Here is a 25,548-nt window from a genome sequence, read left to right on the forward strand (position 1 = left end):
GGAATCCCGAACACCTAGCGTGGGCCCATGACTTCCACCCCGACCGACGCCGGGCTGCGGCGTATCCGTACGTCCCTGTCCGCCTTCCACCGTCGCCAGGCGGGCCGGACCGTCGACTTCCCCGGCGGATTCGCCGCGCTCGACGACCTGTACACGCATTCCCGGGGCAACAACCACCTGCTGGTCGACGGCGAGACCGACCCCGAGGCACTGCCCGCGCGGGCCGAGGAGCTGCTCGGGCATCTCCCGTACCGGCTCCTGTTCGTCGTCGACGAGGTCGCGGCCGCCTGCCGGGGCCCGCTGGAACGGGCCGGATACGTCCACACGGCCATCGACCTCATGCGGCACACCGGCCCGGTGCCGGCGCACGGCGGGGCCCGGCCGGTGGACATGGAGGAGCTGCGGGCGCCGGCCGCGGAGGCCTGGCGCCGGTTCGCGCCCGGGGTGAGCGACGAGGAGGTGCACCACCTGGTGGAACGGCGCGCGGCCCGGCTCCGGGCCGCCGAGGAGGTGCGGTTCCTCGCCGCCCGCACCGAGGACGGCGAGGTGGCGTCGTGGGTCGATCTGTACCTCGACCCGTCGACCGGGGTCGCCCGCGTCGAGGACCTGGTCACCGCCGAGAAGCACCTCGGGCGGGGCCATGCCGGGCGGGTCCTCGACACGGCGCTGCACCTGGCGGCCGAGGCCGGCTGCGATCTCCGCTTCCTCAGCGCGAAAAGGGCGAACTGGCCGCACCGCTGGTACGGGCGGAAGGGCTTCGCCGTCGTCGACACCGTCCACTGCTACGAGAAGGTGTGAGCCAAATGCCCCACCCCGTGCACCCGCCCAAGCCCCGGCCCGGCGACAAGGTCGCGATCGTCTCCCCCTCGGGCGGCCTGCCCGGTCTCTTCCCGCGGCCCTACGAACTGGGGCTCGCCCGGCTGCGCGAGGAGTTCGGTCTGATCCCGGTCGAGTACCCGACCACCCGCGCGTGGGGCTCCACGCCCCGGGAGCGCGCGGCCGACCTGAACGCCGCGTTCGCCGACCCGGAGATCAAGGCCGTCCTCGCGACCATCGGCGGCGAGGACCAGATCACCGTGCTGCCCCATCTGGACCGGGAGTTGATCCGTGCCCACCCGAAGCCGTTCTTCGGGTACAGCGACAACACCAACCTCCTGCTCCTCCTGCTCAACCTCGGTGTCGTGAGCTATCACGGCGGCTCGGTGATGGTGGAACTCGGCAGGCCCGGGGCGCTCCACCCGCTGACGGCCCGCTCGCTGCGGGCCGCGCTGCTCGGCTCCGGCCCGTACGAACTCACGCCGTCGGCGGACGTCGGCGACGTCAACGGGCCGTGGGACGCGCCGGAGACCTTCGCGCGCGAACCGGAGACGGAGCCGGCCGACGGCTGGTTCTGGCACAACGCCGACCGGGTCGTCACCGGCACCGGCTGGGGCGGCTGCCTGGAGATCCTGGCCTGGATGCTGATGGCCGACCGGGAGATCCGGCCGGTCGAGGAGTACGCCGGGCAGGTGCTCTTCCTGGAGACCTCCGAGGAGATGCCGAGCGCCGACGAGGTGTACCGGATCCTGCGGAACATGGGGGAGCGCGGGCTGCTGCGGCAGTTCCCGGCCGTTCTGATGGCCCGGGCCAAGAGCTGGAGCTTCGGACAGCCGCTGGAGGGACCGGCCAGGGCCGCGTACCGGAAGGACCAACGCGAGGCGGTGCTCAAGGCGTTGAGCGAGTACGCGCCCCAGTCCCTGGCGGTCTTCGACGTCGACTTCGGGCACACCGACCCGCAGCAGGTGCTCCCCTGCGGCGGCCCGATCCGGGTCGACGGCCCCGCCCGCCGCATCACCGTCACCTACTGAGATCCGGCCGAACGGCCGTGCCACGCCGGGCGATACGTAACAGAGACCGCGCGTACGACTGGCGTACACCTCCGATTCTGAGACTGTTCTGTCATGGCGCACTTCGCACTCGTGGGGCCCGCCGACGCCCGGAGACCCCGGCTCGGTCGGCCCGTTGGAGGTTCACGCACATCGGTGACGGTGGGCGGCGTGGTGCTGCTCCTCCCGGACGGCGAGCCGGTGTCGGGGCGGCGCGCCTCCGCGCGGGCCCACGCCGCGATGCTGCCGCTCGGGCGCTCCCTCGCCAGGGCCGGACGGTCCGACGGCCTCGTCACCCATGTGGTGCGCTACCGGGGGCGCGGCTGGAACGGGGCCGACGCCAACCTCGCCGAGGACGCCTCCTGGGCGATCGCCGAGGCCGTACGCCGCTACGGCGACGTCCCCGTCTGTCTCGTCGGCCACGGGCTCGGCGGCCGGGCGGCGCTGCGGGCGGCCGGGCACGGCGCGGTGAGCGCCGTCCTGGCGCTCGCCCCCTGGCTGCCCGAGCACGACATGGCGGCGGAGCCGGAGGCCGTACGGCAGCTGGTGGGGCGCCGGGTGCTGCTCGTCCACGGGACGAACGACGCCCGGACGGACCCCGAACTGTCGTTCCGGTTCGCCGAGCGGGCCAAGAAGGCCAACCGGGACACCTGCCGTTTCGAGGTCCACTCGGACGGCCACGCGCTGCGCCAGTACGCGGACGAGGTCCAGGCCCTCGCCGCCGACTTCGTCCTCGGCGCGCTCTTCGCCCGCCCGGTCGCGCGCCCCGTGACCGACGCGATGGCCGCTCCCCCGCCGCTGGGCCTGCGGATGCCGCTCGCGGCGGGCTTCGGGAGCTCGTCCCGCCGGTGACGGTCCGGGGTCACCACGGGGAGCCGGGCGGGCACGGCCCGCGGAGGTCCGCCGGGGCGGGCACGGCCCGCGGGGATCACGGGGCCGGTGAGGGGTCCTTCGGCAGCAGGTGGCCCCTGCGGCTCAGCAGGAACTTCTTGAAGGCGGCCACCGGTGCCGTGTCCGGGTGGCCGTCCAGCCAGGCGACACCGATCTCGCGGACCGCGCGCGGTGCGGTGACGGTGAGTTCGACGACGCCGGGGCGCGGGACGGCCGGCGGGGGCAGCAGGGCGACGCCGAGACCGGCCGCGACCAGGCCGCGCAGGGTCTCGGCCTCCTCGCCCTCGAAGGCGATCCTGGGTCTGAAGCCGGCCTCCGCGCACAGGTCGTCGGTGATGCGGCGGAGCCCGTACCCCGGCTCCAGGGTCACGAAGGTCTCCTCCGCGGCCTCGGCGAGGCGGACGCGCTTGCGGCCCGCGAGCCGGTGGTCGTCGGGGACGACCAGCCGGAGCCGCTGCTCGTCGAGGCGCCGGGCGACCAGGTCGGGGGCGTCGGGCACCGGGGAGGTCAGACAGAGGTCGAGGTCGCCCGCCCGCAGCCGCTCGATCATCGCCTCGCCGTAGTTCTGGACGAGGGTGAAGCGGATCCGGGGATGGTCGACACGGAAGGCCCGGATGAGACCGGGGACGGTCTCGGAACCCATGGTGTGGAGGAAGCCGAAGGCGACGCGGCCCGCGGTGGCGTCGGCGTCGGCGCGTACGGTGTCGGCGGCCCGTTCCACCTCGGCGAGCGCCCGCTCGGCCGCGGTGAGGAAACGCCGCCCGGCCGGGGTGAGGGAGACCGTGCGACCGCGGCGGGCGAAGAGGGTGACACCCAGGTCCTGTTCGAGCCGGACCATCGCCCGGGAGAGCGTGGACTGCGGAACGCCCATCTCGGCCGCGGCCCTGGTCACATGCTCGTGGCGGGCGACCGCCGCGAAGTAGGCGAGCCGCGGCGCGAGCAGCGGTCCCATGTCTTCTTCGTTACTGTTCGGTGACAGCCGAGGCTGTGACCTGTACTCATGCACCATGGGAACGATTACAGCAGTTCCGTGCATTGGACGCATGAACCGGAGCGTCCTACGTTCGAGACATGCCTCCCGCCAGTACCGAGGCGGTCGCCACCCACGCGTCCGCCGACACCCGCCCCGCCCCTGCCGACACCCGCCTCGCCCCCGGCGTCCCCGGCTACCGCCGCACGAGCCTCGCGCTCTTCGCCGCCGGCCTCGCCGCCTTCGCCCTCCTCTACTCCACACAGGCCCTCCTCCCGGCCATCTCGGCCGAGTTCGGCGCCACCGCCTCCGCCGCCTCCTGGACGGTCTCGGCCGCGACCGCCGCCCTCGCCCTGTGTGTCCTGCCGCTCAGCGCCCTCTCGGAGCGCTTCGGCCGGCGCACGATGATGATCACCTCCCTGTCGGTCGCGGTCGGCATCGCGCTCCTCGTGCCGCTCGCCCCGAACCTGGAGACCCTGATCGCCCTCCGCGCGATCCAGGGCGCGGCGCTCGCCGGGCTCCCGGCCTCCGCGATGGCGTTCCTCGCCGAGGAGGTCCGGCCCAAGGCGCTGGTCGCCGCGATCGGCCTGTTCGTGGCGGGCAACTCCGTCGGCGGCATGAGCGGCCGCCTGGTGACCGGCTGGGTGGCCCAGATGTGGGGCTGGCGCGCGGGTCTGGCCGCCGTCGGTCTGACCTCCCTGCTGTGCGCGCTGGCCTTCCGGGCGCTGCTGCCGAAGGCACGGCACTTCACGCCCGGCACGCTCAACCCGAAGGCGCTCGCCCGGACCGTGCGGACCCACCTCGCGGACCCGCTGCTGATGCGGCTCTACGCGATCGGCGCCCTGTTCATGACGGTGTTCGGCGCGGTGTACACCGTGATCGGCTACCGCCTGGTCGAGGCCCCGTTCTCGCTGCCGCAGGGCGTGATCGGCTCGATCTTCCTCATCTACCTGGTCGGTACGGTCTCCTCCGCCGCCGCGGGCCGGCTCGTCGGCCGGCTCGGCCGGCGCGGGGCGCTCTACCTGGCGGTCTCCACCACCGCCGCGGGCCTGCTGCTCTCGCTCTCCGACGCGCTGCCGGCGGTCCTCGCCGGGCTCGTCCTGATCACCGCCGGCTTCTTCGCCGGCCACGCGGTCGCCTCCTCCTCGGTCAGCCGCACGGCGAAGACGGGCCGCGCGCAGGCCTCGGCGCTCTACCAGTCCGCCTACTACCTGGGCAGCAGCGCGGGCGGCACGCTCGGCGCGATCGCCTTCCACGCCGGCGGCTGGGCGGGCACGGTCCTGATCGGACTCGTCGCGGTCCTCGGCGTCGTCTCGGTCACCCTGTACGGCAGCCACAGCGCCCGCACCGAGGCACGGCGGATCCAGCTCGCCGCGTCCTGCTGATTCGGCCCGAATCCGCTGCAACTGAGTCGCTCCCCCGGACGTCCTGATTCATAGGACTCAAGGGGGAGTTGACGATCATGACGAGAATCGCGGGTCGCATAGGCAGAAGAGCGGGCATCACGGCCGGCCTCACCTCACTGCTCGTACCGATGACGATCGCGCTGGGGGCGGCCCCGGCGCAGGCCGCGTCCTGCAACGTGACGACGGGCCCGTACCAGAAGCAGGTGGAGAAGTTCCTCGGGCGGCCGGTCGACGGACGCCAGTCGTCCGCCGACTGCAAGGCCATCCAGGCCTTCCAGAAGAAGCACGGCATCACCCCGTCCGCGGGGTACGCCGGGACGATCACCTGGCGCACGATGAACACGATGCTCCAGCAGAAGGCGGCGGGGTCCAACCCCAACAAGGACCGCAGGTGTCCGACCAACAAGGGCCGGATCGCCTGCGTGGACCTGACCCGTCAGCTGACCTGGATCCAGGACGGCGCCCGTCTCAAGTACGGCCCCGTGCCGGTGCGCACGGGCAAGGACGGCACCGAGACCCGTACGGGCGCGAAGAAGATCTACTGGCGGAACATCAACCACTGGTCGACGCTCTACCACGTCTCCATGCCGTACTCGCAGTTCTTCGACGGCGGCCAGGCCTTCCACTCGACCACCAAGTCCATGTGGAACCCGCCGGGCTCGGGCGGCTGCGTCAACATGACGTCGAAGGACGCGAAGGCGTACTGGGGTCTGCTCCGGAACGGCGACGACGTCTTCATCTACGGGCGCAAGCCGGGAACCTGACCCCGGCTGTCAGTCGGCTGCGGTAGCTTCCCTCTCACCGGCACCGAACGGGTGCCGGTGAGGGTGAGTGGGGTGTGGACCCGATGAGCGACGCCGCGGCCGCGACGACCGAGGAACTCGACAAGTACCGCAGGGAGCTGACCGGTTACTGCTACCGGATGCTCGGATCCTCCTTCGAGGCCGAGGACGCGGTGCAGGACACGATGGTCAGGGCCTGGAAGGCCATCGACTCCTTCGAGGGCCGCTCCTCACTGCGGTCCTGGCTCTACCGCATCGCCACCAACGTCTGCCTGGACGCGCTGAACGCGGGCAACCGGAGGGCACGGCCCATGGACCTGACCTCAGCCACGCCCGTGGCCCGGGCACAGCTCGTCAAGCAGCCCGAGATCACCTGGCTGGAGCCGATCCCCGACGGGCGGGTCCTGCCCTCGGTCGCCGACCCGGCGGAGACGGCCGTCTCCCGGGAGACCGTACGGCTCGCCTTCGTGGCCGCGCTCCAGCACCTGCCGCCCAAGCAGCGGGCGGTCCTCATCCTCCGCGAGGTCCTCGCCTGGAAGGCGAGCGAGGTCGCCGAACTCCTCGACACCTCCGTCGCCTCGGTCAACAGCGCCCTCCAGCGGGCCCGCGCGACCCTGGCCGAGCAGGCGCCGGCCGCCTCCGACACGGCGAACCCGCTCGACGAGGAGCAGAAGGCGCTCCTGGAGCGCTATGTCGCCGCCTTCGAGGGCTACGACATGAAGGCGCTCACCGCGCTCCTCCACGAGGACGCGACCATGTCCATGCCCCCGTACGACCTCTGGCTCCAGGGTCACGACGACATCGTCGGCTGGATGCTGGGTGTCGGCGAGGTGTGCGCCGGCTCGAAGCTGGTGCCGACCGTGGCGAACGGCTCCCCCGCCTTCGCCCAGTACCACCCGGACCCGGCGGGCGGCTTCAGCCCGTGGGCGCTCATCGTCCTGGAGCTCCGCGAGGGCAAGGTCGCCGGGATGGACTTCTTCCTGGACACCGAGCGCTGGTTCCCGCTCTTCGACCTGCCGGCCCGGCTGGAGGGCTGACCGGCCGCGGCACCGCCCAGGTCGGCAGCCAAGTCGCCGGCCAGATCGGCAGCAAGGGCGGCAGCTAGATCGGCAGCGTCCCGTCGAGGCCGGTGAGCAGGAGCAGGGCCCGCAGGTCGGGCCCCGCCCCGTGGAACCGGATCCGATGCCCCCGCCGGCCGGCGGCCAGTTTCAGCCGGGCGAGGGCGTCGACGGCGGCGAGGTCGGCGCACGCGAGGGCGCCGACCTCACAGACGACCTCGCCGGGCGGGGCGGCGGCGAGCTCGGCACAGAGACGCGCCACCTCGTCCCCGGAGGGGCGGGCGGTCAGGATCACGACGAGCGGTCGGCTGGTGTCCACACGGCTTGAGACCGGCCCTCGGACCGGAACTCATCGGTGATCACTTCGCCCTTAGGGTCGGGACCATGACTCTTGAGCCCGCCGAACTGGTGATCTTCGACTGCGACGGTGTCCTGGTGGACAGCGAGCGGATCTACTGCCGGGTGGACCGGGAGGTGTTCGCGTCCCTCGGAGCGGAGTTCACCGAGGCGGAGGTGGTCGAGTACTTCGTCGGCTCCTCGCACGACGTGCTCACCGCGATCGTGGAGGAGCGCCGGGGCCGCCCGCTGGGGCCCGACTGGCAGGCGCCCTTCAAGCAGCGGTACGAGGACGCCCTGGACGCGGAACTGACGGCCGTGGAGGGCGTCACGGACCTCCTGGACGCGCTGGCCGTCCCGTACTGCCTCGCCTCCAACGGCAGCCATGCCTCCATCCGGAAGAACCTCGGCCGCACGGGGCTGCTCGACCGCTTCGAGGGCCGGATGTTCAGCGCCCGCGACGTCGCCCGGGGCAAGCCCGCCCCGGACCTCTTCCTGCACGCGGCGGCCACGATGGGTGTCCCGCCGGAGCGCTGCGCGGTCGTCGAGGACAGCCCGTACGGCGTCCGGGCGGCCCGCGCGGCCGGCATGCGCGCCTTCGGCTACAGCGGAGGGCTGACGAGGGCGGAACGGCTGGCGTGCCCGGGAACGGTGGTCTTCGAGGACATGCGGACGCTGCCGGGGCTGCTGGGAGCGGCGATCGGCTGACCGAACGGGACCGGCGGGGGGCCACCGGTCCCGTTCACCCGAAGGTGTCATGGGCATACGCCCAGGGGCCGACCTCAGGCGATGCGGTCCAGGACGATCGGGTTCGGGGTGAACTCCGTGCCCGGCGCCGCGATGTCCCAGGCCGAGCCCAGGGACTGCAGCGCGTAGTCGAACTTCTCCGGGGTGTCCGTGTGGAGGGTGACCAGGGGCTGGCCCGCCGTCACCGTGTCACCCGGCTTGGCGTGGAGCTCCACGCCGGCGCCCGCCTGCACCGGGTCCTCCTTGCGGGCACGGCCCGCGCCCAGGCGCCAGGCGGCGATGCCGATGTCGTAGGCGTCCAGACGGGTCAGGACACCGGAGGAGGGGGCCGTGACGACGTGCTGCTCGCGGGCGACCGGGAGGGCCGCGTCCGGGTCGCCGCCCTGGGCCGCGATCATCCGGCGCCAGTGGTCCATCGCCGAACCGTCGGCCAGTGCCTTCGCCGGGTCCGCGTCCTTGATGCCGGCCGCTTCGAGCATCTCGCGGGCCAGCGCGATCGTCAGCTCGACGACGTCCGCCGGGCCGCCGCCCGCGAGGACCTCGACCGACTCGCGGACCTCCAGGGCGTTGCCCGCGGTGAGGCCGAGCGGGGTGGACATGTCGGTGAGCAGGGCCACCGTCCGCACGCCGCTGTCGGTGCCGAGGCCGACCATCGTCGAGGCGAGCTCGCGGGCGTCCTCGATGTTCTTCATGAAGGCGCCGGTGCCGACCTTCACGTCGAGGACCAGGGAGCCGGTACCCTCGGCGATCTTCTTCGACATGATCGAGGAGGCGATCAGCGGGATGGCCTCGACGGTGCCGGTGACGTCCCGGAGGGCGTACAGCTTCTTGTCGGCGGGGGCCAGGCCGTCGCCGGCCGCGCAGATGACCGCGCCGGTGGTGTCGAGGACGTGCAGCATCTCCTCGTTGGAGAGCAGCGCCCGCCAGCCGGGGATGGACTCCAGCTTGTCGAGCGTGCCGCCGGTGTGGCCGAGGCCCCGGCCGGAGAGCTGCGGCACGGCCGCGCCGCAGGCCGCGACGAGCGGGGCGAGCGGGAGGGTGATCTTGTCGCCGACGCCGCCGGTGGAGTGCTTGTCGGCGGTGGGGCGGGAGAGCGAGTCGAAGTTCATGCGCTCGCCGGAGGCGATCATGGCCGCCGTCCAGCGGGCGATCTCCGTGCGGTTCATGCCGTTGAGCAGGATGGCCATGGCCAGGGCGGACATCTGCTCGTCGGCGACCGCACCGCGGGTGTAGGCGTCGATGACCCAGTCGATCTGCTCCGGGCTCAGCTCGCCCTTGTCCCGCTTCGTGCGGATGACGGAGATGACGTCCATGGTGGTGCCTCTTTCTACGCGCATAGAGGGGGAAAGGAGGAGCGGCCCTCCCATCGTGCCGGAAGGGCCGCTCCGAAGTACTACTTCGACAGGTGGTCCGGGCCGAATGCCTGCGGCAGCATCTCGGCCAGGGTCAGGAAGCCGGCGGGCGTCTCCAGGACGAGCTCGGGGCCGCCGAACTCGTACAGCAGCTGCCGGCACCGGCCGCAGGGCACCAGGCACTCGCCCCGGCCGTCCACGCAGACGAAGTGGGTCAGCCGGCCGCCGCCGGTCGCCTGGAGCTCCGAGACGAGGCCGCACTCGGCGCAGAGGCCGAGGCCGAACGAGGCGTTCTCCACGTTGCAGCCGGAGACCACCCGCCCGTCGTCGACGAGGGCCGCCGCGCCGACCGGGTAGCCCGAGTACGGGGCGTACGCGTGGGACATCGCCTCGCGCGCCGTGACCCGCAGGGCCTCCCACTCGGCCTCGGTCGGGGCCGTCGTCACTTGCCCTGGCCCTTCCGGTACGGCAGACCGTCGGCCTTCGGCATCCGCAGGCGCTGTGCCGACAGGGCCAGCACGAGCAGGGTGGTGATGTACGGGGCAGCGTCGACGAACTGGCTCGGGACCTCGTCGGTGAGCACGTACCAGAGGAAGAAGCCGACGGCGAAGGCCGCGGAGATCACTCCGGGCACGTACTTCTTCTTGTACAGCTGCCACAGGGCGGCGACCACGAGGAGCAGGGCGACGAGCAGCAGCAGCGCGTGGACGTTCTCGGCGCCGCCGCGGAGCTTGAGGCTGTCGGTGAAGCCGAAGAGGCCGGCGCCGAGCGCCATGCCGCCGGGCATCCAGTTGCCGAAGATCATCGCGGCGAGACCGATGTAGCCGCGGCCGCCGGTCTGGCCCTCCTGGTAGATGCCGGTGGCGACGATCGCGAGGAACGCGCCGCCGAGGCCCGCGAGGGCGCCGGAGACGGTGACGGCGATGTACTTGTACTTGTAGACGTTCACGCCGAGGGACTCGGCCGCGACCGGGTTCTCACCGCAGGAGCGCAGCCGCAGGCCGAAGGCCGTACGCCACAGCACCCACCAGGTGGCCGGGATCAGCAGCACGGCGACGAGCGTCAGCAGCGACAGGTTCGTGACCAGGCCGCCGAGGATGCCCGCCAGGTCCGAGATGAAGAACCAGTGCTTGGCCTGGAGGTCCGCCAGCCAGTCGGACAACCCTGGAATCGTGATCCTGGTGATCGCGTCGATGCGCGGGGACTGCTTGGAGGAGCCGCCCTCGGCCTCGGCGAACGTGAAGTTCGACAGGTACTGGGTGAAGCCGACCGCGAGGATGTTGATCGCCACACCGGAGACGATGTGGTTCACGTTGAACGTGACGGTGATGATCGCGTGCAGCAGACCGCCGAGCGCGCCGCCGAGGAGACCGAAGAGGACACCCACCCAGGGGCCCCACTGGTATCCGGCCCAGGCGCCGAACCAGGTGCCGAGCACCATCATGCCTTCGAGGCCGATGTTGACGACGCCCGCACGCTCGGCCCACAGACCGCCGAGACCGGCGAGGCCGATCGGCACGGCGAGCTGGAGCGCACCCGAGACCTGACCCACGGAGGTGAGGTCGTCGGCCCCGGAGACGGCCCGGACGAGGGAGAAGAGCAGGAGACCGGCCGCGACGATCAGCATGATCCACGGCCAGGTGAGCTTGCGGCGTCCGCCGCCCTTGGGCGCGGCGCTCGGCTTGGAAACGGTGCTGGTGGTCACGCCGCCACCTCCTTGTCGGTCTTGATGGCGCCGCCGGCGGCGAGTTCCTCGCCGACCTTCTGCTGCTGGCGGCGGAGGCCGTAACGGCGGACGAGCTCGTACGAGACGACGACCGCGATCACGATGATGCCCTGCATGATCTTGGTGATCTCCTTCGGGTACCCGTACACGTCGAGGTTGCTGGACGCCTTGTCCAGGAACGCGAAGAGCAGGGACGCGAAGAGGATGCCGACCGGGTGGTTCCGGCCGAGCAGGGCGATGGTGATGGCGGTGAAGCCGACACCGACGGGGAAGTCGAGGCTGTACGTGTGGGACTCGCCGAGCAGCGTCGGCATGCCGGCGAGACCGGCCAGCGCGCCCGAGAGCAGCATCGCGGTGAGGACCATCTTCTTGGCGTCGACGCCGCTGGCCTGGGCGGCGGACTCGCTGGCGCCGGTGGCGCGCAGGTCGAAGCCGAACCGGGTGCGGTTGAGGACGAACCAGTAGACGACGCCGAGGGCGAGCGCGACGAAGGTGAAGCCGTAGATGACTCCGTTGCCCTCGCCCATGTCGATGCCCGGGAACCAGCCGGACTCGGAGATCTCACCGGTGGTGAGGTTGTTCGAGCCCTCGGGCTGGACGCCGAAGTTCTTCGGCAGGATCAGCCAGGCCACCAGCGAGGTCGCGATGGCGTTCAGCATGATCGTCGAGACGACCTCGGAGACACCACGGGTGGTCTTCAGGATGCCGGCGATGCCGGCCCAGAAGGCACCGGTGAGCATCGCGACGACCACGATCACCAGGATGTGCAGCGGGCCGGGCAGCTCGATCGAGGCACCGACGAGGGCCGAGACCATCGCCGCGAGCCGGTACTGGCCGTCGACACCGATGTTGAACAGGTTCATCCGGAAGCCGATGGCGACGGCCAGGGCTGCCAGGTAGTAGATCCCGGTCTGGTTGACGATCAGGACCTGGATGTCGGCGAAGCCGGCGTTGTCGATCATCAGCCGGATCGGCTCGATCGGGTCGAGGCCCGTCGCGAGCAGCACCAGCACGGTGAGCACGAACGAGGTGACCAGGGCGAGCACGGGTCCCGCCGCGCCCAGGATCAGCTTGTCCTTGTCGAACTTCATCATCGGGCGTCACCGTCTTCGGGCTGCTCTGCGTCGCCGTCGAGCTGGCTGCCGGCCGCGCCGGTCATGGCGGAGCCCAGCTGCTCGGGCGTGATGGTGGCGGGGTCGGCGTCCGCGACGAGCTTGCCGCGGTACATGACCCGGAGGGTGTCGGAGAGACCGATCAGCTCGTCGAGGTCGGCGGAGATCAGCAGCACCGCCAGGCCCTCACGACGGGCGTCGCGGATCGCGTCCCAGATCTGCGCCTGCGCGCCGACGTCCACACCGCGGGTGGGGTGGGCGGCGATCAGGAACTTGGGGCTGTGGCTCATCTCGCGGCCGACGATCAGCTTCTGCTGGTTGCCGCCGGAGAGGGAGGCCGCGGTGACGTCGATGCCGGGGGTGCGCACGTCGTACTCGCGCACGATCCGCTCGGTGTCCTTGCGGGCCGCCTTCGGGTCGAGGACGCCGCGCTTGGAGTTGGGCGCCTCGGTGACGTGACCGAGGATGCGGTTCTCCCAGAGCGGGGCCTCCAGGAGCAGGCCGTGGCGGTGCCGGTCCTCGGGGATGTAGCCGATGCCGCCCTCGCGGCGCTTGCGTACGGAGACCTTGGAGATGTCCTCGCCGTCGAGCGAGATCACGCCCGCGTCGGGGGTGGACATGCCCATCAGGGCCTCGATGAGCTCGGTCTGGCCGTTGCCCTCGACACCGGCGATCCCGAGGATCTCGCCCTTGTGGATCGTGAGGGAGATGTCGTCGAGGAGCTTGCGGCCGGCGGCGGCCTCCTCGTGGACGGTCGCCGCGCTCGACGGGTCGGCCGGGGCGGCGGTGGTCAGCGGCGCGGCCGCGACTCCGCTCTCGCTCAGCGTCAGGTTCTCGACCGTCAGCATCGGGACCTCGGTGACCGTGGACTCGCGGGTCTCCGGGGAGGGCAGCTCGCTGCCGACCATCAGCTCGGCGAGCTGCTTGGTGGTGGCGGTCTTCGGGTCGGCGGTGCCGACCGTGGTGCCCCGGCGGATGACCGTGATGTCGTCCGCGACCTTCAGGACCTCGCCCAGCTTGTGGGAGATGAAGATGACGGTCAGGCCCTCGGCCTTGAGCTCGCGCAGGTTGTCGAAGAGCGCGTCGACCTCCTGCGGGACGAGCACGGCGGTCGGCTCGTCGAGGATGAGGATCTTGGCACCGCGGAAGAGGACCTTGAGGATCTCCACCCGCTGACGGTCGGCGACGCCGAGGTCCTCGACCAGAGCGTCGGGTCGGACGCCGAGGCCGTACGCGTCGGAGATCTCCAGGATCTTCTTCCGCGCCTTGGCGCCGATGCCGTAGAGCTTCTCGCCGCCGAGGACGACGTTCTCCAGGACGGTGAGGTTGTCGGCGAGCATGAAGTGCTGGTGCACCATGCCGATGCCGCGCGCGATGGCGTCACCGGGGCTGGAGAAGGTGACCTGCTCGCCGTCGACGGCGATGGTGCCCTCGTCCGGCTTCTGCATGCCGTAGAGGATCTTCATGAGGGTCGACTTGCCGGCACCGTTCTCGCCGATGAGGGCGTGCACGGTGCCCTTGCGGACCGTGATGGCGATGTCCTTGTTGGCGACGACGCCGGGGAATCGCTTGGTGATGCCGTGCAGTTCTACGGCAGGGGGGCTGGACGCGTTGATGACGCACTCTCCTTGGCCGGAAGGAGTGGGAGCGGGGAGGGCAGGGCGGGGCGAAGTTATCGTGCCAGGGAGACATCTACACGCGTAGCGCTGCCGAAAAATGAAAACCCGTACGGGAATGGGCCCGGGGCCCGGTGCGATGGCGGGTGCCACCGCTCCGGGCCCGCGGGCTCAGGTCATGACCTGCTTGTCCTTACGGAGCGGTCTTGACCGTGATCTTGCCGTCGATGATGTCCTGCTTCGCCTTCGCCACAGCGGCGGTGACTTCGGTCATCTTGACGTACGCCGGGTTGGAGTCGGCCAGGCCGACACCGTCCGTGGCGAGGCCGTAGCGGATCTCGCCGGACTGCGGCTTGCCGTCCTGGACCGACTTGATCACGTTGAAGACGGAGTCCGAGACGTCCTTGGTGACCGAGGTCAGGATGTGGTCCTTGTACGAGGCCAGACCCGCCTGGTTGTACTGGTCGGAGTCGACACCGATCGCCCACTTGCCGGCGCTCGCGGCAGCCTCGATCGCGCCGGAGCCGGCGAGACCGGCGGCGGCGTAGATCACGTCGGCACCGTTGGCGATCTGGCCCTCCGCGGCGGCCTTGCCGAGGTCGGGCTTCGAGAAGCCGTCGAAGTTCGGCGGCTGGGTCAGGTACTGGACGAGCACCTTCGCCTTGGGGTTGGTGTCCTTGACGCCCTGCGCGAAGCCCGCCTCGAACTTCTTGATCAGCGGAACCTCGACACCGCCGATGAAGCCGACCGTGCCGGTCTTGGACGTCTTGGCGGCGGCGACGCCGGCCAGGTAGGAGCCCTGCTCCTCGTTGAAGACGAGGTTGGCGATGTTCGGGCCGGTCTTCGACGTGTCGTCGATGAGGCCGAAGGTGGTCTTCGGGTAGGCCTTGGCGACCTTCTCGATGGCCGGGGCGTAGGCGAAGCCGACGCCGATGACCGGGTTGTTCCCGGCGCGGGCGAGAGCGGTCAGGCGCTGCACCTTGTCGGCGTCGCCCTCACCCTCGGAGGGCTCGGCCTCGGCGCCCTTGACGCCGAGCTCGTCCTCGGCCTTCTTGAGGCCCGCGTAGGCGGCGTCGTTGAACGACTGGTCGCCGCGGCCGCCGATGTCGTACGCGATGGCGGCCTTCGTGGCCTTCGCGCTCGAGCTCGGGCTGGAGCCGGAGTCCGTCGAAGACTTGCCACACGCGGTGGCGGAGAGGGCGAGCGCCGCGGAGGCGATGCCCACGGTCGTGATCCTGGTGATCCGGCGCAAGAGGAGGGTCCCTTCAAGACTGACCGAAAGCGCCTCTTCCGGCGCTGGTTTCGCGGCGATCGTAACGCGCGTAGATGTCAGTTAAAGACCCGTTCATGAGTCGTTATCGGATCGTCGCGAACCGGCCAGCCGAGGCGACCGGGGGCGTTCGGCCCGGTACCGCCGGTTATATCGCCGGGAAAGGGCGGCGGGACAGGGGGCGGGCGCGCGCCACGCCGGGCGCTGGGCCGATCGGGGGACAGTCGTCGGCCGGACGGATGAGGGCTCCGTCCGGCCGGGAACCGGTGCCGCGGCGCCGGGTGGATCGGCGCCGCGGCACGGTGTGGATCAGGGGCGCGGCCTCGGACGGACCGGCGCCGCCACCACGTAAGAGGTCAGTTCTGCGGCGTCGCGTCGAGCAGGGCCGCGGCCGTGAAGAGCTCCACCCCGGCCTCGATGCAGCGCTCGTCCACGTCGAAGTCGCCGGCGTGCAGGTCGCGGACCCGGGTGTCGCCGGGGGTACGGACGCCGAGGCGGGCCATCGCGCCGGGGACGTGCTCCAGGTACCAGGAGAAGTCCTCGCCGCCGAGGCTCTGCTCGGTGTCCTCGATCGCGTACGGTCCGCGGCGGGCGGTCATCGCGGCCTGGAGCAGCTCGGTGACGGCGGGGTCGTTGACGACCGGGGGGACGCCCCGGACGTAGGTGACCGTCGACTTGGCACGGTGCAGGGTCGCGATCTCGTCGATGGCGGCGTGCACCAGGTCGGGCGCGTCGCGCCAGGTGGGCAGGTCGAGGCAGCGGACGGTGCCGGAGAGCTCGGCGTGCTGCGGGATGACGTTGCAGGCGTGGCCGGACTCGATACGGCCCCAGGTGACCGAGAGCCCGGAACGGGCGTCGACACGGCGGGCGAGGACGGCGGGGACGTCGGTGGCGACCCGGGCGGCGGCGGTGACGAGGTCGGTGGTGAGGTGCGGGCGGGCGGTGTGGCCGCCGGGTCCGTCCAGGGTGACTTCGAGCCGGTCGCAGGCGGAGGTGATGGGGCCGGTGCGGAGCCCGATCTTCCCCGCGTCCACCCGGGGGTCGCAGTGGACGGCGATGATCCGGCCGACGCCGTCCAGGACGCCGGCCTCGACGGCGTCGGCGGCGCCGCCGGGAAGGACTTCCTCGGCGGGCTGGAAGATCAGCCGCACGGCGTTCGGGAGGAGACCCTGCCGGTCGAGCTCGGCGAGGACGAGTCCGGCGCCGAGGACGGTGGTGGTGTGGACGTCGTGTCCGCAGGCGTGGGCGCGGTTGGCCACGGTGGAGCGGTAGGTGACGGTCTTGACGTCGGGGATGGGGAGCGCGTCGAGGTCGGCGCGGAGGGCGAGCATGGGCCTTCCGCCGTCCCGGGTGCCGATGTCACAGATGAGTCCGGTGCCGCCCGGCAGGACCTTCGGCGCGAGGCCGGCCGCCTCAAGGCGGGCCTTGAGCGCGGCGGTCGTACGGAACTCCTGGTTCCCCAGCTCCGGGTGCATGTGCAAGTCCCTGCGGAAGGCGATCAGTTCGACGCGCAGGGGTTCGGACAGCGTTCCGGGCAGGGTGACGGAGCCTGGCTCACGGGACTTCAACTGGTTCACCCTTTGAAGGGTAGGCCTCCGGAGAGGTCAACTGCCCGTTGATCACAAAAAGTTCAGCCCGTTAGGGGAAAGAATCTCGGTTTGGCAGGCATGAAGGCCACTCCATGTGGGTACGCTCAGCCGAATTCGAGCCGGTCCGTCGGATTCGTCACCCGAGCGGTGAGCCGGTCGACCTCGTGGGCCGCCGTACCCGCCACCCCGGACAGGAAGCCCTGCGCACGCGGTGAGGCGCTCGCCCGCAGCCACTCCGGCGCGATCTCGCAGACCGCGACCTTCACCCCGGTCCCGGCGAGGGCCAGCGGCAGGGTGTGCACCACCGTGGAAGGGAAGCTGACGACCGTACGGCCGATGGGGCCGCGCCGGGCGATCAGCTCCAGGGGCAGCTCGGGCCGGACCACCTGGAGGCCCGTCTCGACCGCGATCCGGTGCAGCTTCTCCGCACTCTCCCTGCGGTGCGCGAAGTAGCGGGTCGCGCCGTGGGTCCTGGCGAGTTCGCCCACCACCCGGTCGTAGTGCGCGGCGTCGACCACCCCCGTCTCGACCAGCGAGGTGCCGACCAGGTCCGCGCCGCCCGTGAGCAGCGGCGGGCCGAAGCGGGTCCGGGTCCAGGCGAAGGAGTTCTCGGTGACCGTGACGCCCTCGGGGGCCTGCACGGGCAGCGAGGTGAAGATCTCGACCGTTCGGCCACGGGCCGGGGCGAGCCGCCGCTTGGCGAGGGAGGTCACCGGGGCGAGGACCAGCTCGCGCGGACCCAGGCTGCCCTTGCGGTGCCATCGCACCAGACGTTCGCCCCGGCCGAGCTGGGCGGCGAACTCCATCGTCGCGGTGCCGTCGTCGACGACGGTGAGGTGCCGGGGGCCGAAGAGGGTCAGGAGCAGCTGGACGTACCGGGAGAACGGATCCCCGATGATCACCCGCTCCGCCGACCGCAGCGGCCGGGCCAGCTCCCGCAGGGTGCGGACGAGCGCGCCCCGGCCGCGGCGGGCCTCCTGCCAGCGGACGGTGAAGCCCTCGTCGCGGGCCAGCTGGGCCATCCGGCGCAGCTGGCCGCGCGACATGGGGTCGGTCGGCGAGAGGACGACGACCGTCAGGTCGGGCGCGGCGGGTGCCGCACCCGGGGTGGCGTCCGTCGAGGACAGCGCCCTCGCGGACGCGCCGGCGTCCGCGGGGCCGGACGCGCCCGGGGGCGCGGCGGAGGGAGCTTCCGGGGCCGTGGCCCGGGTGTGCGCCCATTCCAGGACGTTGAGGAGCTGGACCGGGCTCTCGACGAACGCCAGCTGCCCGGTCATGCGGCGACGAGCCCCTGGACCCGGCGGAGCTTCTTCATCGGGCCGAGCTCCGACTCGTAGACCTTCTTGACGCCGTCACCGAGGGCGGCCTCGATGGCGCGGATGTCGCGGACCAGCCGCTGCAGGCCCTGCGGCTCGACGGAGGCGGCCTGGTCGGAGCCCCACATGGCGCGGTCGAGGGTGATGTGGCGCTCGACGAAGGTGGCGCCGAGGGCGACGGCGGCCAGGGTGGTCTGGAGGCCGGTCTCGTGGCCGGAGTAGCCGATCGGGACGTTCGGGTACTCCTCCTGGAGCGTCTGGATGACGCGCAGGTTGAGCTCCTCGGCCTTGGCCGGGTAGGTCGAGGTGGCGTGGCAGAGCAGGATGTTCTCGCTGCCGAGGACCTCGACGGCGTGCCGGATCTGCTTCGGCGTCGACATGCCGGTGGAGAGGATGACCGTACGGCCGGTGGCGCGCAGCTCGCGCAGCAGCTCGTCGTCGGTGAGGGAGGCGGAGGCGACCTTGTGGGCGGGGACGTCGAACTTCTCCAGGAAGGCGACGGCCTCGGTGTCCCACGGGGAGGCGAACCAGTCGATGCCGCGCTCCTTGCAGTGCTCGTCGATGGCGCGGTACTGGGCCTCGTCGAACTCGACGCGGTGGCGGTAGTCGATGTACGTCATCCGGCCCCAGGGGGTGTCGCGCTCGATGTCCCACTGGTCGCGGGGGGTGCAGATCTCGGGGGTGCGCTTCTGGAACTTGACGGCGTCACAGCCGGCCTCGGCGGCCACGTCGATGAGGGCGAGGGCGTTGTCGAGGTCGCCGTTGTGGTTGATGCCGATCTCGCCGGTGATGTAGACGGACCGGCCCGGGCCCGCGGTCTTGTCGCCGAGGGTGCGAAGTCGCGTGTTCATGGTGCTGTTCCTTAGGAGTCGGGGGTGTCGAGCTCGGGTCCGAGGAGCCAGGCGGCGATCTCGCGGATCGCTCCGGAGCCACCCGGGGTGACGGTGACCGCGCGGGCCGCGGCCCGTACGGAGTCGTGGGCGCTGCTCACCGCGACGGGCCAGCCGACGAGGTGGAAGCAGGGCAGGTCGTTGACGTCGTTTCCGGCGTAGAGCACGCGCTGGGGGTCGATGCCCTCGGCCTCGCACCACTCCTTGAGGGCCCGGTCCTTGCGGTCGATGCCGTGCAGGACGGGGATCTTGAGCTTGCGGGCGCGGGCGGCGACGACGGCGTTCTGCTCGGTGGAGAGGATGAGGACCGGGAGTCCGGCGCGGCGCAGGGCGGCGATGCCGAGGCCGTCGCCGCGGTGCGCGGAGACGAACTCGCGTCCCTCGGCGTCGAGGTGGACCCGGTCGTCGGTCTGGGTGCCGTCGAAGTCGAGGACGACGGCGTCGATGTCCGCGAAGCCGGGGGTGGCCGGGGTGTCGAGGAGCGGCGCCAGGGCGCGGGCGCGGGCCAGGTCGTGCGGGTCGTCGATCTCCAGGACCCGTGCCGGGTCGGTGACGACGAGCGCGGTGCGGCCGAAGAAGCGGTGCTCGTGGGTGCGGAAGCCGGCCGCGTCCATGGCGTAGACGGCGCCGGTCTCCAGGTACTCGGGCTCGCGGTCCTGGCGGCGGGGGCGGTGGGCCTTGTCGTGGTTGACGCCGGTGGCCCCGTCCTCGGCCGTGTCGCGCCAGAGGAAGCCGTGCGTGGGGGCCGCGGTGAAGGCCGTGTCCGCGGCGCCGGAGGTGACGCGGAGGGCCGTCTCGGCGATCTCGGCGGAGGTGAGGAAGGGGCTCGTGCACTGGACGAGGAGGACCACGTCGGCCGGGCGGCCGTGGGTGGCCTCGAAGGCGTCCATGGCGTGCAGGACCGCCGACTCGCTGGTGGCGGTGTCGCCCGCGATCCCGGCGGGGCGCCGCACGGCCTCGGCTCCGGCCGTCCGGGCGGCCGCCGCGATGCGCTCGTCGTCGGTGGAGACCACGACGTGGGTCACCGGGCGGGCGCCGAGGCAGGCGTGGACGGCGCGGGCCACCAGGGGGACTCCGGCCACCGGGGCGAGGTTCTTGGCGGGGACGCCCCTGGAGCCGCCCCTCGCGGGGATCACGGCGAGCACGGTGGTGGTCATCAGAGTTCTCCCAGGCGGCGGATGACGGGCGCGACGCGTTGCACGCCGTGGCGGTACGCGCCCCGTGCCGCCTCCCGGACGACGCGGCGCAGCCCGCTCTCGCGGGGCTCCGGCGCGGTGACGTCCAGGCGGTGGCGGGCGAGGATCCCGGGCAGGTAGCCGGGGGCCGTCTCCGCGGTGTAGTAGGGGGTGATCGGGGGCGGCGCGGGAAGCGCCAGGAGTGCGGCGACCCGGTCGCGGGCCGTGTCGAAGGCGGCCTCGTACGGGCTGTCGGAGGCGACGCCCTGCCGGGCCAGCCAGGTCTCGTCCGGCGTCGGGGCGAGCCCCTTGTCGAGTCGGTCGAAGGAGGCCAGCAGGCCGGAGCCGACGAAGTGGTGGTTGCCGAGCGCCTCGCGGACCCCGAGGTCGGTGAGGATCGCGGTGGGGATCCGCCGGTGGAGGGCTTCGAGGGCGGCCGTGGAGGAGACGGTGACCAGCAGGTCGGTCCGGTCGAGCACCTCGCCCATGTGCCCGTACACGAGCCGGAAGTTGGCCGGCGGGTCGAGCTCGCGGACCAGCTTCTGGAAGGGGAACTCCTCCAGGTGCGTGGTGTGTTCGCCCGGCTTGGAGCGGAGCTTGAGGAGCACCTCGCGGCCGGGGTGGAGGCGGGCGTGCCCGACGAGCCGCCGCAGCACATAGGCGCGTTCGGCCCGGGTGACGGGCACGGACGGCTGGGCGGCGAAGACCAGGGTGTCGCGGCCGGCCTCGGGGGCGTACGGGGCGCCGCCGAGGAAGGGCAGCGCGGCCTCGACGACCGAGTCGGCTCCGGCGCCCACTCCCTCGTACACGGCGCGGAACCGCTCCGCGTCGTGGCGGGAGTTGGCGAGGACGACATCGGCGCCGTGGCGCAGCAGCAGTCCGTCGGTCAGCTTCTCGTAGACGACGCCGACATAGCCGGTGACGACCACGGGGCGCCGTTCGAGGCCCAGGTCGGCGAGGCCCTGGAGGACGGCCCGGACGGTGCCGCCGACGAGGGCGAGCACGAGGACGTCGTATCCCTCGCCGCGCGTCTCCGCGTCCCGTACCGCGCGCAGGAACTCCGCACCGGTCACCTCGCGCGGGGTGGTCGTGGACACCCCGGTCTCGGCGAGCTGGCGTTCGGTGGGCGTGGCCCGTCCCCGCAGGACGAATCCGGCGGGTTCGGCGGTCGCCGTGGTGATGCGGCGCGCCGTGAGGGCGCCCCATTTCCACCGGGTGTCGGAGTCCGCGAGTACGGCGACCCGTACCGCTTCTCTGCTGCTTGCTGGCACGCCGAGGACGCTAGAAGGGCATTCCGCTTTTCGGCCCAACTGGGTCACAACAAACGGTGAACAGAGCCTCTCCGACCGCTGAAGCGGGGCGCGAAACGGGCGCGCCGGGGTGGATTTCCCCTGCGGGTAAAGGCGGTTAATCGGCCCGCCGCCTGGTGTTCACCGGACCGCTGCCCACCGGTCGGTGGGAATGCCGGGGCGGCGCCTACCGTCGGCCGGGTGGTCAAGCTCTCCGTCGTCGTGCCGTTCTTCAACGTGCAGACATACGCCCCCGACACCCTCACGAGCCTGCGGGCCAACGCCCGCGAGGACTTCGAGTTCCTCCTTGTCGACGACTGCTCCTCCGACGGGACTCCCGAGCTCCTCGAACGGGCCGCGCGCGAGATCCCGGGTGCCGTCCTGATCAGGCACGAGCACAACGAGGGCCTCGCCACGGCCCGGAACACCGGGCTCGACGCCGCCCGCGGCGAGTACCTCACCTTCCTCGACGGGGACGACTGGCTCGCCCCCGGCTACTACGCGCGTCTGGTCGCCGCGGCCGAGGACCTCGGCTGCGACTTCCTGCGCACCGACCACGTCTCCGTCACCGGCAGGAACCGCGCCGTCCGCCGCGCGCCGGTCCCCCTGCGCGGCGAGGTGCTCGACCCGCGCGAGGCGATCCTGCCGGCGCACCGGACGACCTCGGTCGACTACCCCTACGCATGGGCGGGGATCTATCACCGCCGGCTCCTGGACCGCGGCCTGCTGCATTTCCCGCACGGGCTGCGGACGGCCGAGGACCGGCCGTGGATCTGGAAACTCCACCGTGAGGCGGAATCGTTCGCCGCGATCGGTGAACTCGGTGTCTTCTACCGGCGCGGAGTGGCGACCTCACTGACGCAGATCGGCGATGTACGGCAATTGGATTTCATTCGCGCATTCGACCAGGTGATCGAGGAGACGGGTAAGGACGCGGACGCGGAACTGCTTCTTCCGAAGGCCGTCCGCACCTATTGCGCGGTGATTTCCCATCACATCGGTTCGATCGAACGCTTCGAACCCGAGGTGGCCCGCCGGTTGAAGGCGATGAGCGCGGGCGCGTTGCGGCGGATGCCGCAGGACGTCCTCGACGAGGCGCTCGCCGCGATGGGCGGGGACCGGGCGGCGACGCTCCGCAGACTCCGGCGCCGCCGCCCGGCACCACCCCCGACGCCGGGCTCGGGTCCGGGCGCGGGCCCCGGGGCGGGTCCGGGCGCCGGGACCACCGGCCGGGCCGCGGCGGAGGTGGCCGCATGAGCCCCCGCCGCACCACCCAGATCTTCTGCGCCTCCACCCCCTACGGGGCGGTGACCATCGCCGCCGCCCTCGACAGCGGCGCCTTCGGCCCCGCCGACCGCCGGATCCTCCTCGTCACCAACAACGCCGCCGTGCCGGAGACGACCCCGCCGCTGGACGAGGCCGAGGGCTTCGCCCGGCTGCGCGACCGCTTCGACTCCGTCCTGTCGTGGAACGAGACGATCTCCCCGCTCCACCCCGGCGGCTGGACCCCCCGGCCCGGCGATCTGCCGCTCCTCCAGCGCCATCTGCGCAAACTCTGGAACCTCGGCGACGACCGGGTCGAGCTCGCCCTGGAATCGCTCCAGGTCACGCCCGCGCTCGCGATCGCCCAGCTGCTGCCCGACGCACCGATCACCGTGTACGCGGACGGTCTGATGAGCTACGGGCCGACCCGTAACAAGATCGACCCGCTGATCGGCGGACGCGTCGGCCGACTGCTCCACCTGGACCTCGTCCCCGGACTCGCGCCGCTGCTGCTCGCCGAGTTCGGGGCGGTGGCGGAGGCCGTGCCGACCGAGGCGTTCACGCGGTGCGTGGACGCGCTGGCCGGTCCGGCCGCCACCGCCGGCACGGAGGAAGGACCGGCGCTGCTCCTCGGCCAGTACCTGGCGGCGCTCGACCTGCTGACCGTCGCCGAGGAGGAGGAGCTGCATCTGCGGATGGTCCGGGGCGCGGTGGCCCGGGGCCACCGACGGCTCGTCTTCAAGCCGCATCCGACGGCCCCCGACGCCTGGTCGAGGACGCTGGTGCGGGCCGCCGAGGCGCTCGGCGCGGAACTGACCGTCGAGGACCGGCCGGTCCTCGCGGAGGTGCTCTACCGCGAGCTCCGGCCCGCCCTCGTCGTCGGCTGCTTCTCGACGGCGCTGCTCACCGCGCGGACCTTCTACGGACTGCCGGTCGCCCGGGTCGGCACGCGCGCCCTGCTCGAACGGCTCACGCCCTTCCCGAACAGCAACCGCATCCCCCTCACGGTCGTCGACGCGGTGGTCCCGCCCCTGGAGACCGGCGCCGAGGACGGTACGGAGGGCGACGGGGAGGAGAATGGCGGGACGATCGGCACGGTGGAGCTGAACGACCTGGTGGCGGCGGTCGGCTTCGCGATGCAGCCGAAGATCCGGCCCGAGCTGCGGGAGCCTGCCGTACGGCATCTGTCGGGCCCGCTCGCCGGGCGCACCCGGCACCACTTCACCCGCCGCCGCCTCACCGTCCTGAACCTGCCCGGCGGTATCCCGCTCCCCCGGCACCCCGGGGTCCGCCGCCTGGCGCGCCGCGCGCTGCGGCTGCGCAAGGCACTGCGGAGATAGCGGCGGGGTCAGGCGCGGGTGATCGCCTCCTGGATCTCGGTGACCCACTGCGAGCGGTCCTCCGGGCACTCCAGGTAGAGCTCGCGGGCGTACCGCTGCGCCACGTAGCCGTTGGCCTCGATCCAGTGGGCCAGGGTCTGCGCGGTCGGCAGGATGGTGTCCATCGAGCCCCGGTGGACGACGGTCGCCGCCTCCTCGATGCCGGGCAGCACGTGCACCTCGACGCCTTCCACGGCCGTCCCCTCGGGGATGGTCATGGCGGCGTGCACGAGGACCGAGCCGTCGCCGCTGCCCGCGTCCTCGTAGTAGGCGATGCCCGGGCCGAACCCGGTGACCCCGGCGGCCTCCAGCCGGCCGCACAGCTCGTCGTACAGGGGCCCGATGACCGGGCCGATGTCCTGCGGGCCGAAGCTCGCGGCGACCGCGCTCAGCTCGGCGATCCGGACGGCGGGGATCTTCTTGACGACGACGTCCTGGGTGGACATGCGTCCCTCGCTCTCGATGGCTCGGAGCCGCGCGCCGACCTGGGCGAGCCGGGCCCGCGCCTCCGCCAGGGCCGCTTCCAGCTCGGCCTGGCGCAGACGCAGCATGCCCCGCAGCTCGTCCGCGTCGAACTTCTCGTCGAGGATCGCCCCCACCTGTTCGAGGGTGAAGCCGAGGTCCTTGAGCGCGATGACACGGTTGAGCAGGGCGAGCTGGTCCGCCGTGTAGAAGCGGTAGCCCGAGTGCGGGTCGACCCGGGCCGGGCGCAGCAGTCCGATGGCGTCGTAGTGGCGCAGCATCCGGACCGACACCCGCCCGTGCCGGGCGAAGTCTCCGATGTTGAACATGACGACCCCTACGGAACGGCCTCACACGGTGTGAGGGTCAAGCGGCGCTGCTGAGGGAGAGCTTCGCGGCGAAGCCGAGGAAGAGCGCGCCCGCGGCGGAGGTCGCCCCCGCCGAGAGCCGCCTGCGGCGCCGGAAGGCGGCGGCGAGGCGGGTGCCGCCGAATATCAGCATCGTGAGGTAGAGGAAGCTGCCGATCTCCAGGAGCGTGCCGAGCACCAGGAAGGAGAGGGCCGGGTACGCGTACGTGGGGTCCACGAACTGCACGAAGAACGAGATGAGGAAGAGGATCGCCTTGGGGTTGAACAGGCTGATGATCAGCGCCCGGCGGTAGGGGTGCTCCCCCGCGGCCGGAGCCTGTGCGGCCTCGTCGGCCGGCTCGGCCGCCGTCTCTCCGCGTGAGCGCCACATCGCCCAGGCCGAGCGCAGCATCCCGTACGCCATCCAGGCCAGATAGCCCGCGCCCGCGTACTTCACGATCATGAAGAGCAGGGGGGTGGTCTGGAGCAGCGAGGCCGCGCCGAGCGCGGCCAGCGTCATCAGGACCGCGTCGCCGGTGAAGACGCCGGCGGCGGCCTTGTAGCCGGTCCGGGTGCCCTTGCGGGCGGCGACGGACAGGACGTACAGCGAGTTCGGCCCCGGCAGGAGGATGATGAGGACGAGGCCCACGAGGTAGGTCGGAAGATCGGTGACACCCAGCATGAAGCGGAGTGTCGCATGTCAGTAC

The 25,548-nt window shown here is 71.9% G+C and carries 24 protein-coding genes; 9 read left to right on the forward strand and 15 right to left on the reverse strand.

Translation table 11 applies throughout. The features are described from left to right. The first annotated feature begins 27 nt into the window (after nt 1-27). The 3 genes from IE311_RS18610 (at nt 28) to IE311_RS18620 (ending at nt 2,717) form a co-directional block, all read left to right on the forward strand. A complete protein-coding gene (locus IE311_RS18610) occupies nt 28-798 on the forward strand; it encodes a GNAT family N-acetyltransferase (protein ID WP_189832837.1) in 771 nt (256 codons plus the stop codon). Between the two features lie 5 nt (nt 799-803). Continuing rightward, nucleotides 804-1,847, forward strand: a complete 1,044-nt coding sequence (locus tag IE311_RS18615; protein WP_189832838.1) for a S66 family peptidase — start codon at nt 804-806, stop codon at nt 1,845-1,847. 93 nt (nt 1,848-1,940) lie between these two features. Next, nucleotides 1,941-2,717: an alpha/beta hydrolase gene (locus tag IE311_RS18620; RefSeq protein WP_189832839.1), complete on the forward strand. Its 777-nt coding sequence runs from the start codon at nt 1,941-1,943 to the stop codon at nt 2,715-2,717. 76 nt (nt 2,718-2,793) lie between these two features. Here IE311_RS18620 and IE311_RS18625 read toward each other — a convergent pair whose 3' ends face one another. Beyond that, the gene (locus IE311_RS18625) at nt 2,794-3,765 is read right to left on the reverse strand and encodes a LysR family transcriptional regulator (RefSeq protein ID WP_189832840.1); all 972 of its coding nucleotides are present in this window, start codon (nt 3,763-3,765) and stop codon (nt 2,794-2,796) included. A 62-nt stretch (nt 3,766-3,827) separates the two neighbouring features. Between IE311_RS18625 and IE311_RS18630 the strand changes: the two genes are divergently transcribed. The 3 genes from IE311_RS18630 (at nt 3,828) to IE311_RS18640 (ending at nt 6,951) form a co-directional block, all read left to right on the forward strand. Next, nucleotides 3,828-5,111, forward strand: coding sequence for an MFS transporter (locus IE311_RS18630; protein WP_189832841.1), 1,284 nt, complete (start codon nt 3,828-3,830; stop codon nt 5,109-5,111). 77 nt (nt 5,112-5,188) lie between these two features. Continuing rightward, complete coding sequence (locus IE311_RS18635; RefSeq protein ID WP_189832842.1) at nt 5,189-5,896, forward strand: L,D-transpeptidase family protein; 708 nt, start codon at nt 5,189-5,191, stop codon at nt 5,894-5,896. Between the two features lie 83 nt (nt 5,897-5,979). Continuing rightward, the gene (locus IE311_RS18640) at nt 5,980-6,951 is read left to right on the forward strand and encodes a sigma-70 family RNA polymerase sigma factor (protein WP_189832843.1); all 972 of its coding nucleotides are present in this window, start codon (nt 5,980-5,982) and stop codon (nt 6,949-6,951) included. Nucleotides 6,952-7,015: 64 nt separating this feature from the next. Here the strand turns inward: IE311_RS18640 and IE311_RS18645 are convergent, their stop codons facing one another. After that, nucleotides 7,016-7,291 (reverse strand): STAS domain-containing protein, encoded by a 276-nt coding sequence (locus tag IE311_RS18645; protein ID WP_189832844.1) that lies wholly within the window; start codon nt 7,289-7,291, stop codon nt 7,016-7,018. A 65-nt stretch (nt 7,292-7,356) separates the two neighbouring features. Between IE311_RS18645 and IE311_RS18650 the strand changes: the two genes are divergently transcribed. After that, a complete protein-coding gene (locus tag IE311_RS18650) occupies nt 7,357-8,016 on the forward strand; it encodes an HAD family hydrolase (RefSeq protein ID WP_189832845.1) in 660 nt (219 codons plus the stop codon). 74 nt (nt 8,017-8,090) lie between these two features. On the opposite strand, the gene IE311_RS18655 is transcribed toward IE311_RS18650, so the two are convergent. The 11 genes from IE311_RS18655 to IE311_RS18705 form a co-directional block, all read right to left on the reverse strand. Then, nucleotides 8,091-9,368 carry a thymidine phosphorylase gene (locus tag IE311_RS18655; RefSeq protein WP_189832846.1) on the reverse strand — a complete coding sequence of 426 codons (1,278 nt, stop codon included), beginning with the start codon at nt 9,366-9,368 and terminating at the stop codon, nt 8,091-8,093. A gap of 80 nt (nt 9,369-9,448) precedes the next feature. Beyond that, complete coding sequence (locus IE311_RS18660; RefSeq protein WP_189832847.1) at nt 9,449-9,853, reverse strand: cytidine deaminase; 405 nt, start codon at nt 9,851-9,853, stop codon at nt 9,449-9,451. Further along, nucleotides 9,850-11,112, reverse strand: coding sequence for an ABC transporter permease (locus tag IE311_RS18665; RefSeq protein WP_189832848.1), 1,263 nt, complete (start codon nt 11,110-11,112; stop codon nt 9,850-9,852). The genes IE311_RS18660 and IE311_RS18665 overlap by 4 nt, the downstream gene beginning before the upstream one ends. Beyond that, nucleotides 11,109-12,227: an ABC transporter permease gene (locus IE311_RS18670; protein WP_189832849.1), complete on the reverse strand. Its 1,119-nt coding sequence runs from the start codon at nt 12,225-12,227 to the stop codon at nt 11,109-11,111. Before IE311_RS18670 ends, IE311_RS18665 begins: the two co-directional genes overlap by 4 nt. Further along, entirely contained in the window at nt 12,224-13,831 is a 1,608-nt protein-coding gene (locus IE311_RS18675) for an ABC transporter ATP-binding protein (RefSeq protein ID WP_189832939.1), read from the reverse strand. Before IE311_RS18675 ends, IE311_RS18670 begins: the two co-directional genes overlap by 4 nt. Nucleotides 13,832-14,054: 223 nt before the next feature. Beyond that, entirely contained in the window at nt 14,055-15,113 is a 1,059-nt protein-coding gene (locus IE311_RS18680; protein ID WP_189832850.1) for a BMP family lipoprotein, read from the reverse strand. 374 nt (nt 15,114-15,487) lie between these two features. Next, nucleotides 15,488-16,708 (reverse strand): amidohydrolase, encoded by a 1,221-nt coding sequence (locus IE311_RS18685; protein WP_189832851.1) that lies wholly within the window; start codon nt 16,706-16,708, stop codon nt 15,488-15,490. 116 nt (nt 16,709-16,824) lie between these two features. Beyond that, the gene (locus tag IE311_RS18690) at nt 16,825-17,997 is read right to left on the reverse strand and encodes a hypothetical protein (protein WP_189832852.1); all 1,173 of its coding nucleotides are present in this window, start codon (nt 17,995-17,997) and stop codon (nt 16,825-16,827) included. Next, a complete protein-coding gene (locus IE311_RS18695; RefSeq protein ID WP_189832853.1) occupies nt 17,994-18,887 on the reverse strand; it encodes an N-acetylneuraminate synthase family protein in 894 nt (297 codons plus the stop codon). The genes IE311_RS18690 and IE311_RS18695 overlap by 4 nt, the downstream gene beginning before the upstream one ends. Nucleotides 18,888-18,898: 11 nt before the next feature. Further along, a complete protein-coding gene (locus tag IE311_RS18700) occupies nt 18,899-20,083 on the reverse strand; it encodes an acylneuraminate cytidylyltransferase (RefSeq protein ID WP_189832854.1) in 1,185 nt (394 codons plus the stop codon). Beyond that, nucleotides 20,083-21,372, reverse strand: coding sequence for a DUF6716 putative glycosyltransferase (locus tag IE311_RS18705; RefSeq protein WP_189832855.1), 1,290 nt, complete (start codon nt 21,370-21,372; stop codon nt 20,083-20,085). Before IE311_RS18705 ends, IE311_RS18700 begins: the two co-directional genes overlap by 1 nt. A gap of 219 nt (nt 21,373-21,591) precedes the next feature. On the opposite strand from IE311_RS18705, the gene IE311_RS18710 reads away from it, so the two are divergent. Together IE311_RS18710 and IE311_RS18715 are read left to right on the forward strand one after the other, a co-directional pair. Further along, nucleotides 21,592-22,647, forward strand: a complete 1,056-nt coding sequence (locus IE311_RS18710; RefSeq protein WP_189832856.1) for a glycosyltransferase family 2 protein — start codon at nt 21,592-21,594, stop codon at nt 22,645-22,647. Continuing rightward, nucleotides 22,644-23,993: an alpha-2,8-polysialyltransferase family protein gene (locus tag IE311_RS18715; protein WP_189832857.1), complete on the forward strand. Its 1,350-nt coding sequence runs from the start codon at nt 22,644-22,646 to the stop codon at nt 23,991-23,993. Before IE311_RS18710 ends, IE311_RS18715 begins: the two co-directional genes overlap by 4 nt. An 8-nt stretch (nt 23,994-24,001) precedes the next feature. Here the strand turns inward: IE311_RS18715 and IE311_RS18720 are convergent, their stop codons facing one another. Beyond that, nucleotides 24,002-24,823, reverse strand: a complete 822-nt coding sequence (locus tag IE311_RS18720) for a MerR family transcriptional regulator (RefSeq protein ID WP_189832858.1) — start codon at nt 24,821-24,823, stop codon at nt 24,002-24,004. 37 nt (nt 24,824-24,860) lie between these two features. Then, the gene (leuE, locus tag IE311_RS18725; protein WP_189832859.1) at nt 24,861-25,523 is read right to left on the reverse strand and encodes a leucine efflux protein LeuE; all 663 of its coding nucleotides are present in this window, start codon (nt 25,521-25,523) and stop codon (nt 24,861-24,863) included. Between the last annotated feature and the right edge of the window lie 25 nt (nt 25,524-25,548).

The sequence above is a fragment of the Streptomyces zaomyceticus genome (assembly GCF_014656215.1).
Classification (GTDB): Bacteria; Actinomycetota; Actinomycetes; order Streptomycetales; family Streptomycetaceae; genus Streptomyces; species Streptomyces zaomyceticus.

Coding starts and splice junctions, on each gene's coding strand:
- IE311_RS18640 (WP_189832843.1), top strand. CDS start 5,980: ATGAGCGACGCCGCGGCCGCGACGACCGAGGAACTCGACAAGTACCGC.
- IE311_RS18720 (WP_189832858.1), bottom strand. CDS start 24,823: ATGTTCAACATCGGAGACTTCGCCCGGCACGGGCGGGTGTCGGTCCGG.
- IE311_RS18655 (WP_189832846.1), bottom strand. CDS start 9,368: ATGGACGTCATCTCCGTCATCCGCACGAAGCGGGACAAGGGCGAGCTG.
- IE311_RS18695 (WP_189832853.1), bottom strand. CDS start 18,887: ATGAACACGCGACTTCGCACCCTCGGCGACAAGACCGCGGGCCCGGGC.
- IE311_RS18630 (WP_189832841.1), top strand. CDS start 3,828: ATGCCTCCCGCCAGTACCGAGGCGGTCGCCACCCACGCGTCCGCCGAC.
- IE311_RS18625 (WP_189832840.1), bottom strand. CDS start 3,765: ATGGTGCATGAGTACAGGTCACAGCCTCGGCTGTCACCGAACAGTAAC.
- IE311_RS18670 (WP_189832849.1), bottom strand. CDS start 12,227: ATGATGAAGTTCGACAAGGACAAGCTGATCCTGGGCGCGGCGGGACCC.
- IE311_RS18620 (WP_189832839.1), top strand. CDS start 1,941: ATGGCGCACTTCGCACTCGTGGGGCCCGCCGACGCCCGGAGACCCCGG.
- IE311_RS18700 (WP_189832854.1), bottom strand. CDS start 20,083: ATGACCACCACCGTGCTCGCCGTGATCCCCGCGAGGGGCGGCTCCAGG.
- IE311_RS18715 (WP_189832857.1), top strand. CDS start 22,644: ATGAGCCCCCGCCGCACCACCCAGATCTTCTGCGCCTCCACCCCCTAC.
- IE311_RS18650 (WP_189832845.1), top strand. CDS start 7,357: ATGACTCTTGAGCCCGCCGAACTGGTGATCTTCGACTGCGACGGTGTC.
- IE311_RS18615 (WP_189832838.1), top strand. CDS start 804: ATGCCCCACCCCGTGCACCCGCCCAAGCCCCGGCCCGGCGACAAGGTC.
- IE311_RS18610 (WP_189832837.1), top strand. CDS start 28: ATGACTTCCACCCCGACCGACGCCGGGCTGCGGCGTATCCGTACGTCC.
- IE311_RS18690 (WP_189832852.1), bottom strand. CDS start 17,997: ATGACCGGGCAGCTGGCGTTCGTCGAGAGCCCGGTCCAGCTCCTCAAC.
- leuE (WP_189832859.1), bottom strand. CDS start 25,523: ATGCTGGGTGTCACCGATCTTCCGACCTACCTCGTGGGCCTCGTCCTC.
- IE311_RS18635 (WP_189832842.1), top strand. CDS start 5,189: ATGACGAGAATCGCGGGTCGCATAGGCAGAAGAGCGGGCATCACGGCC.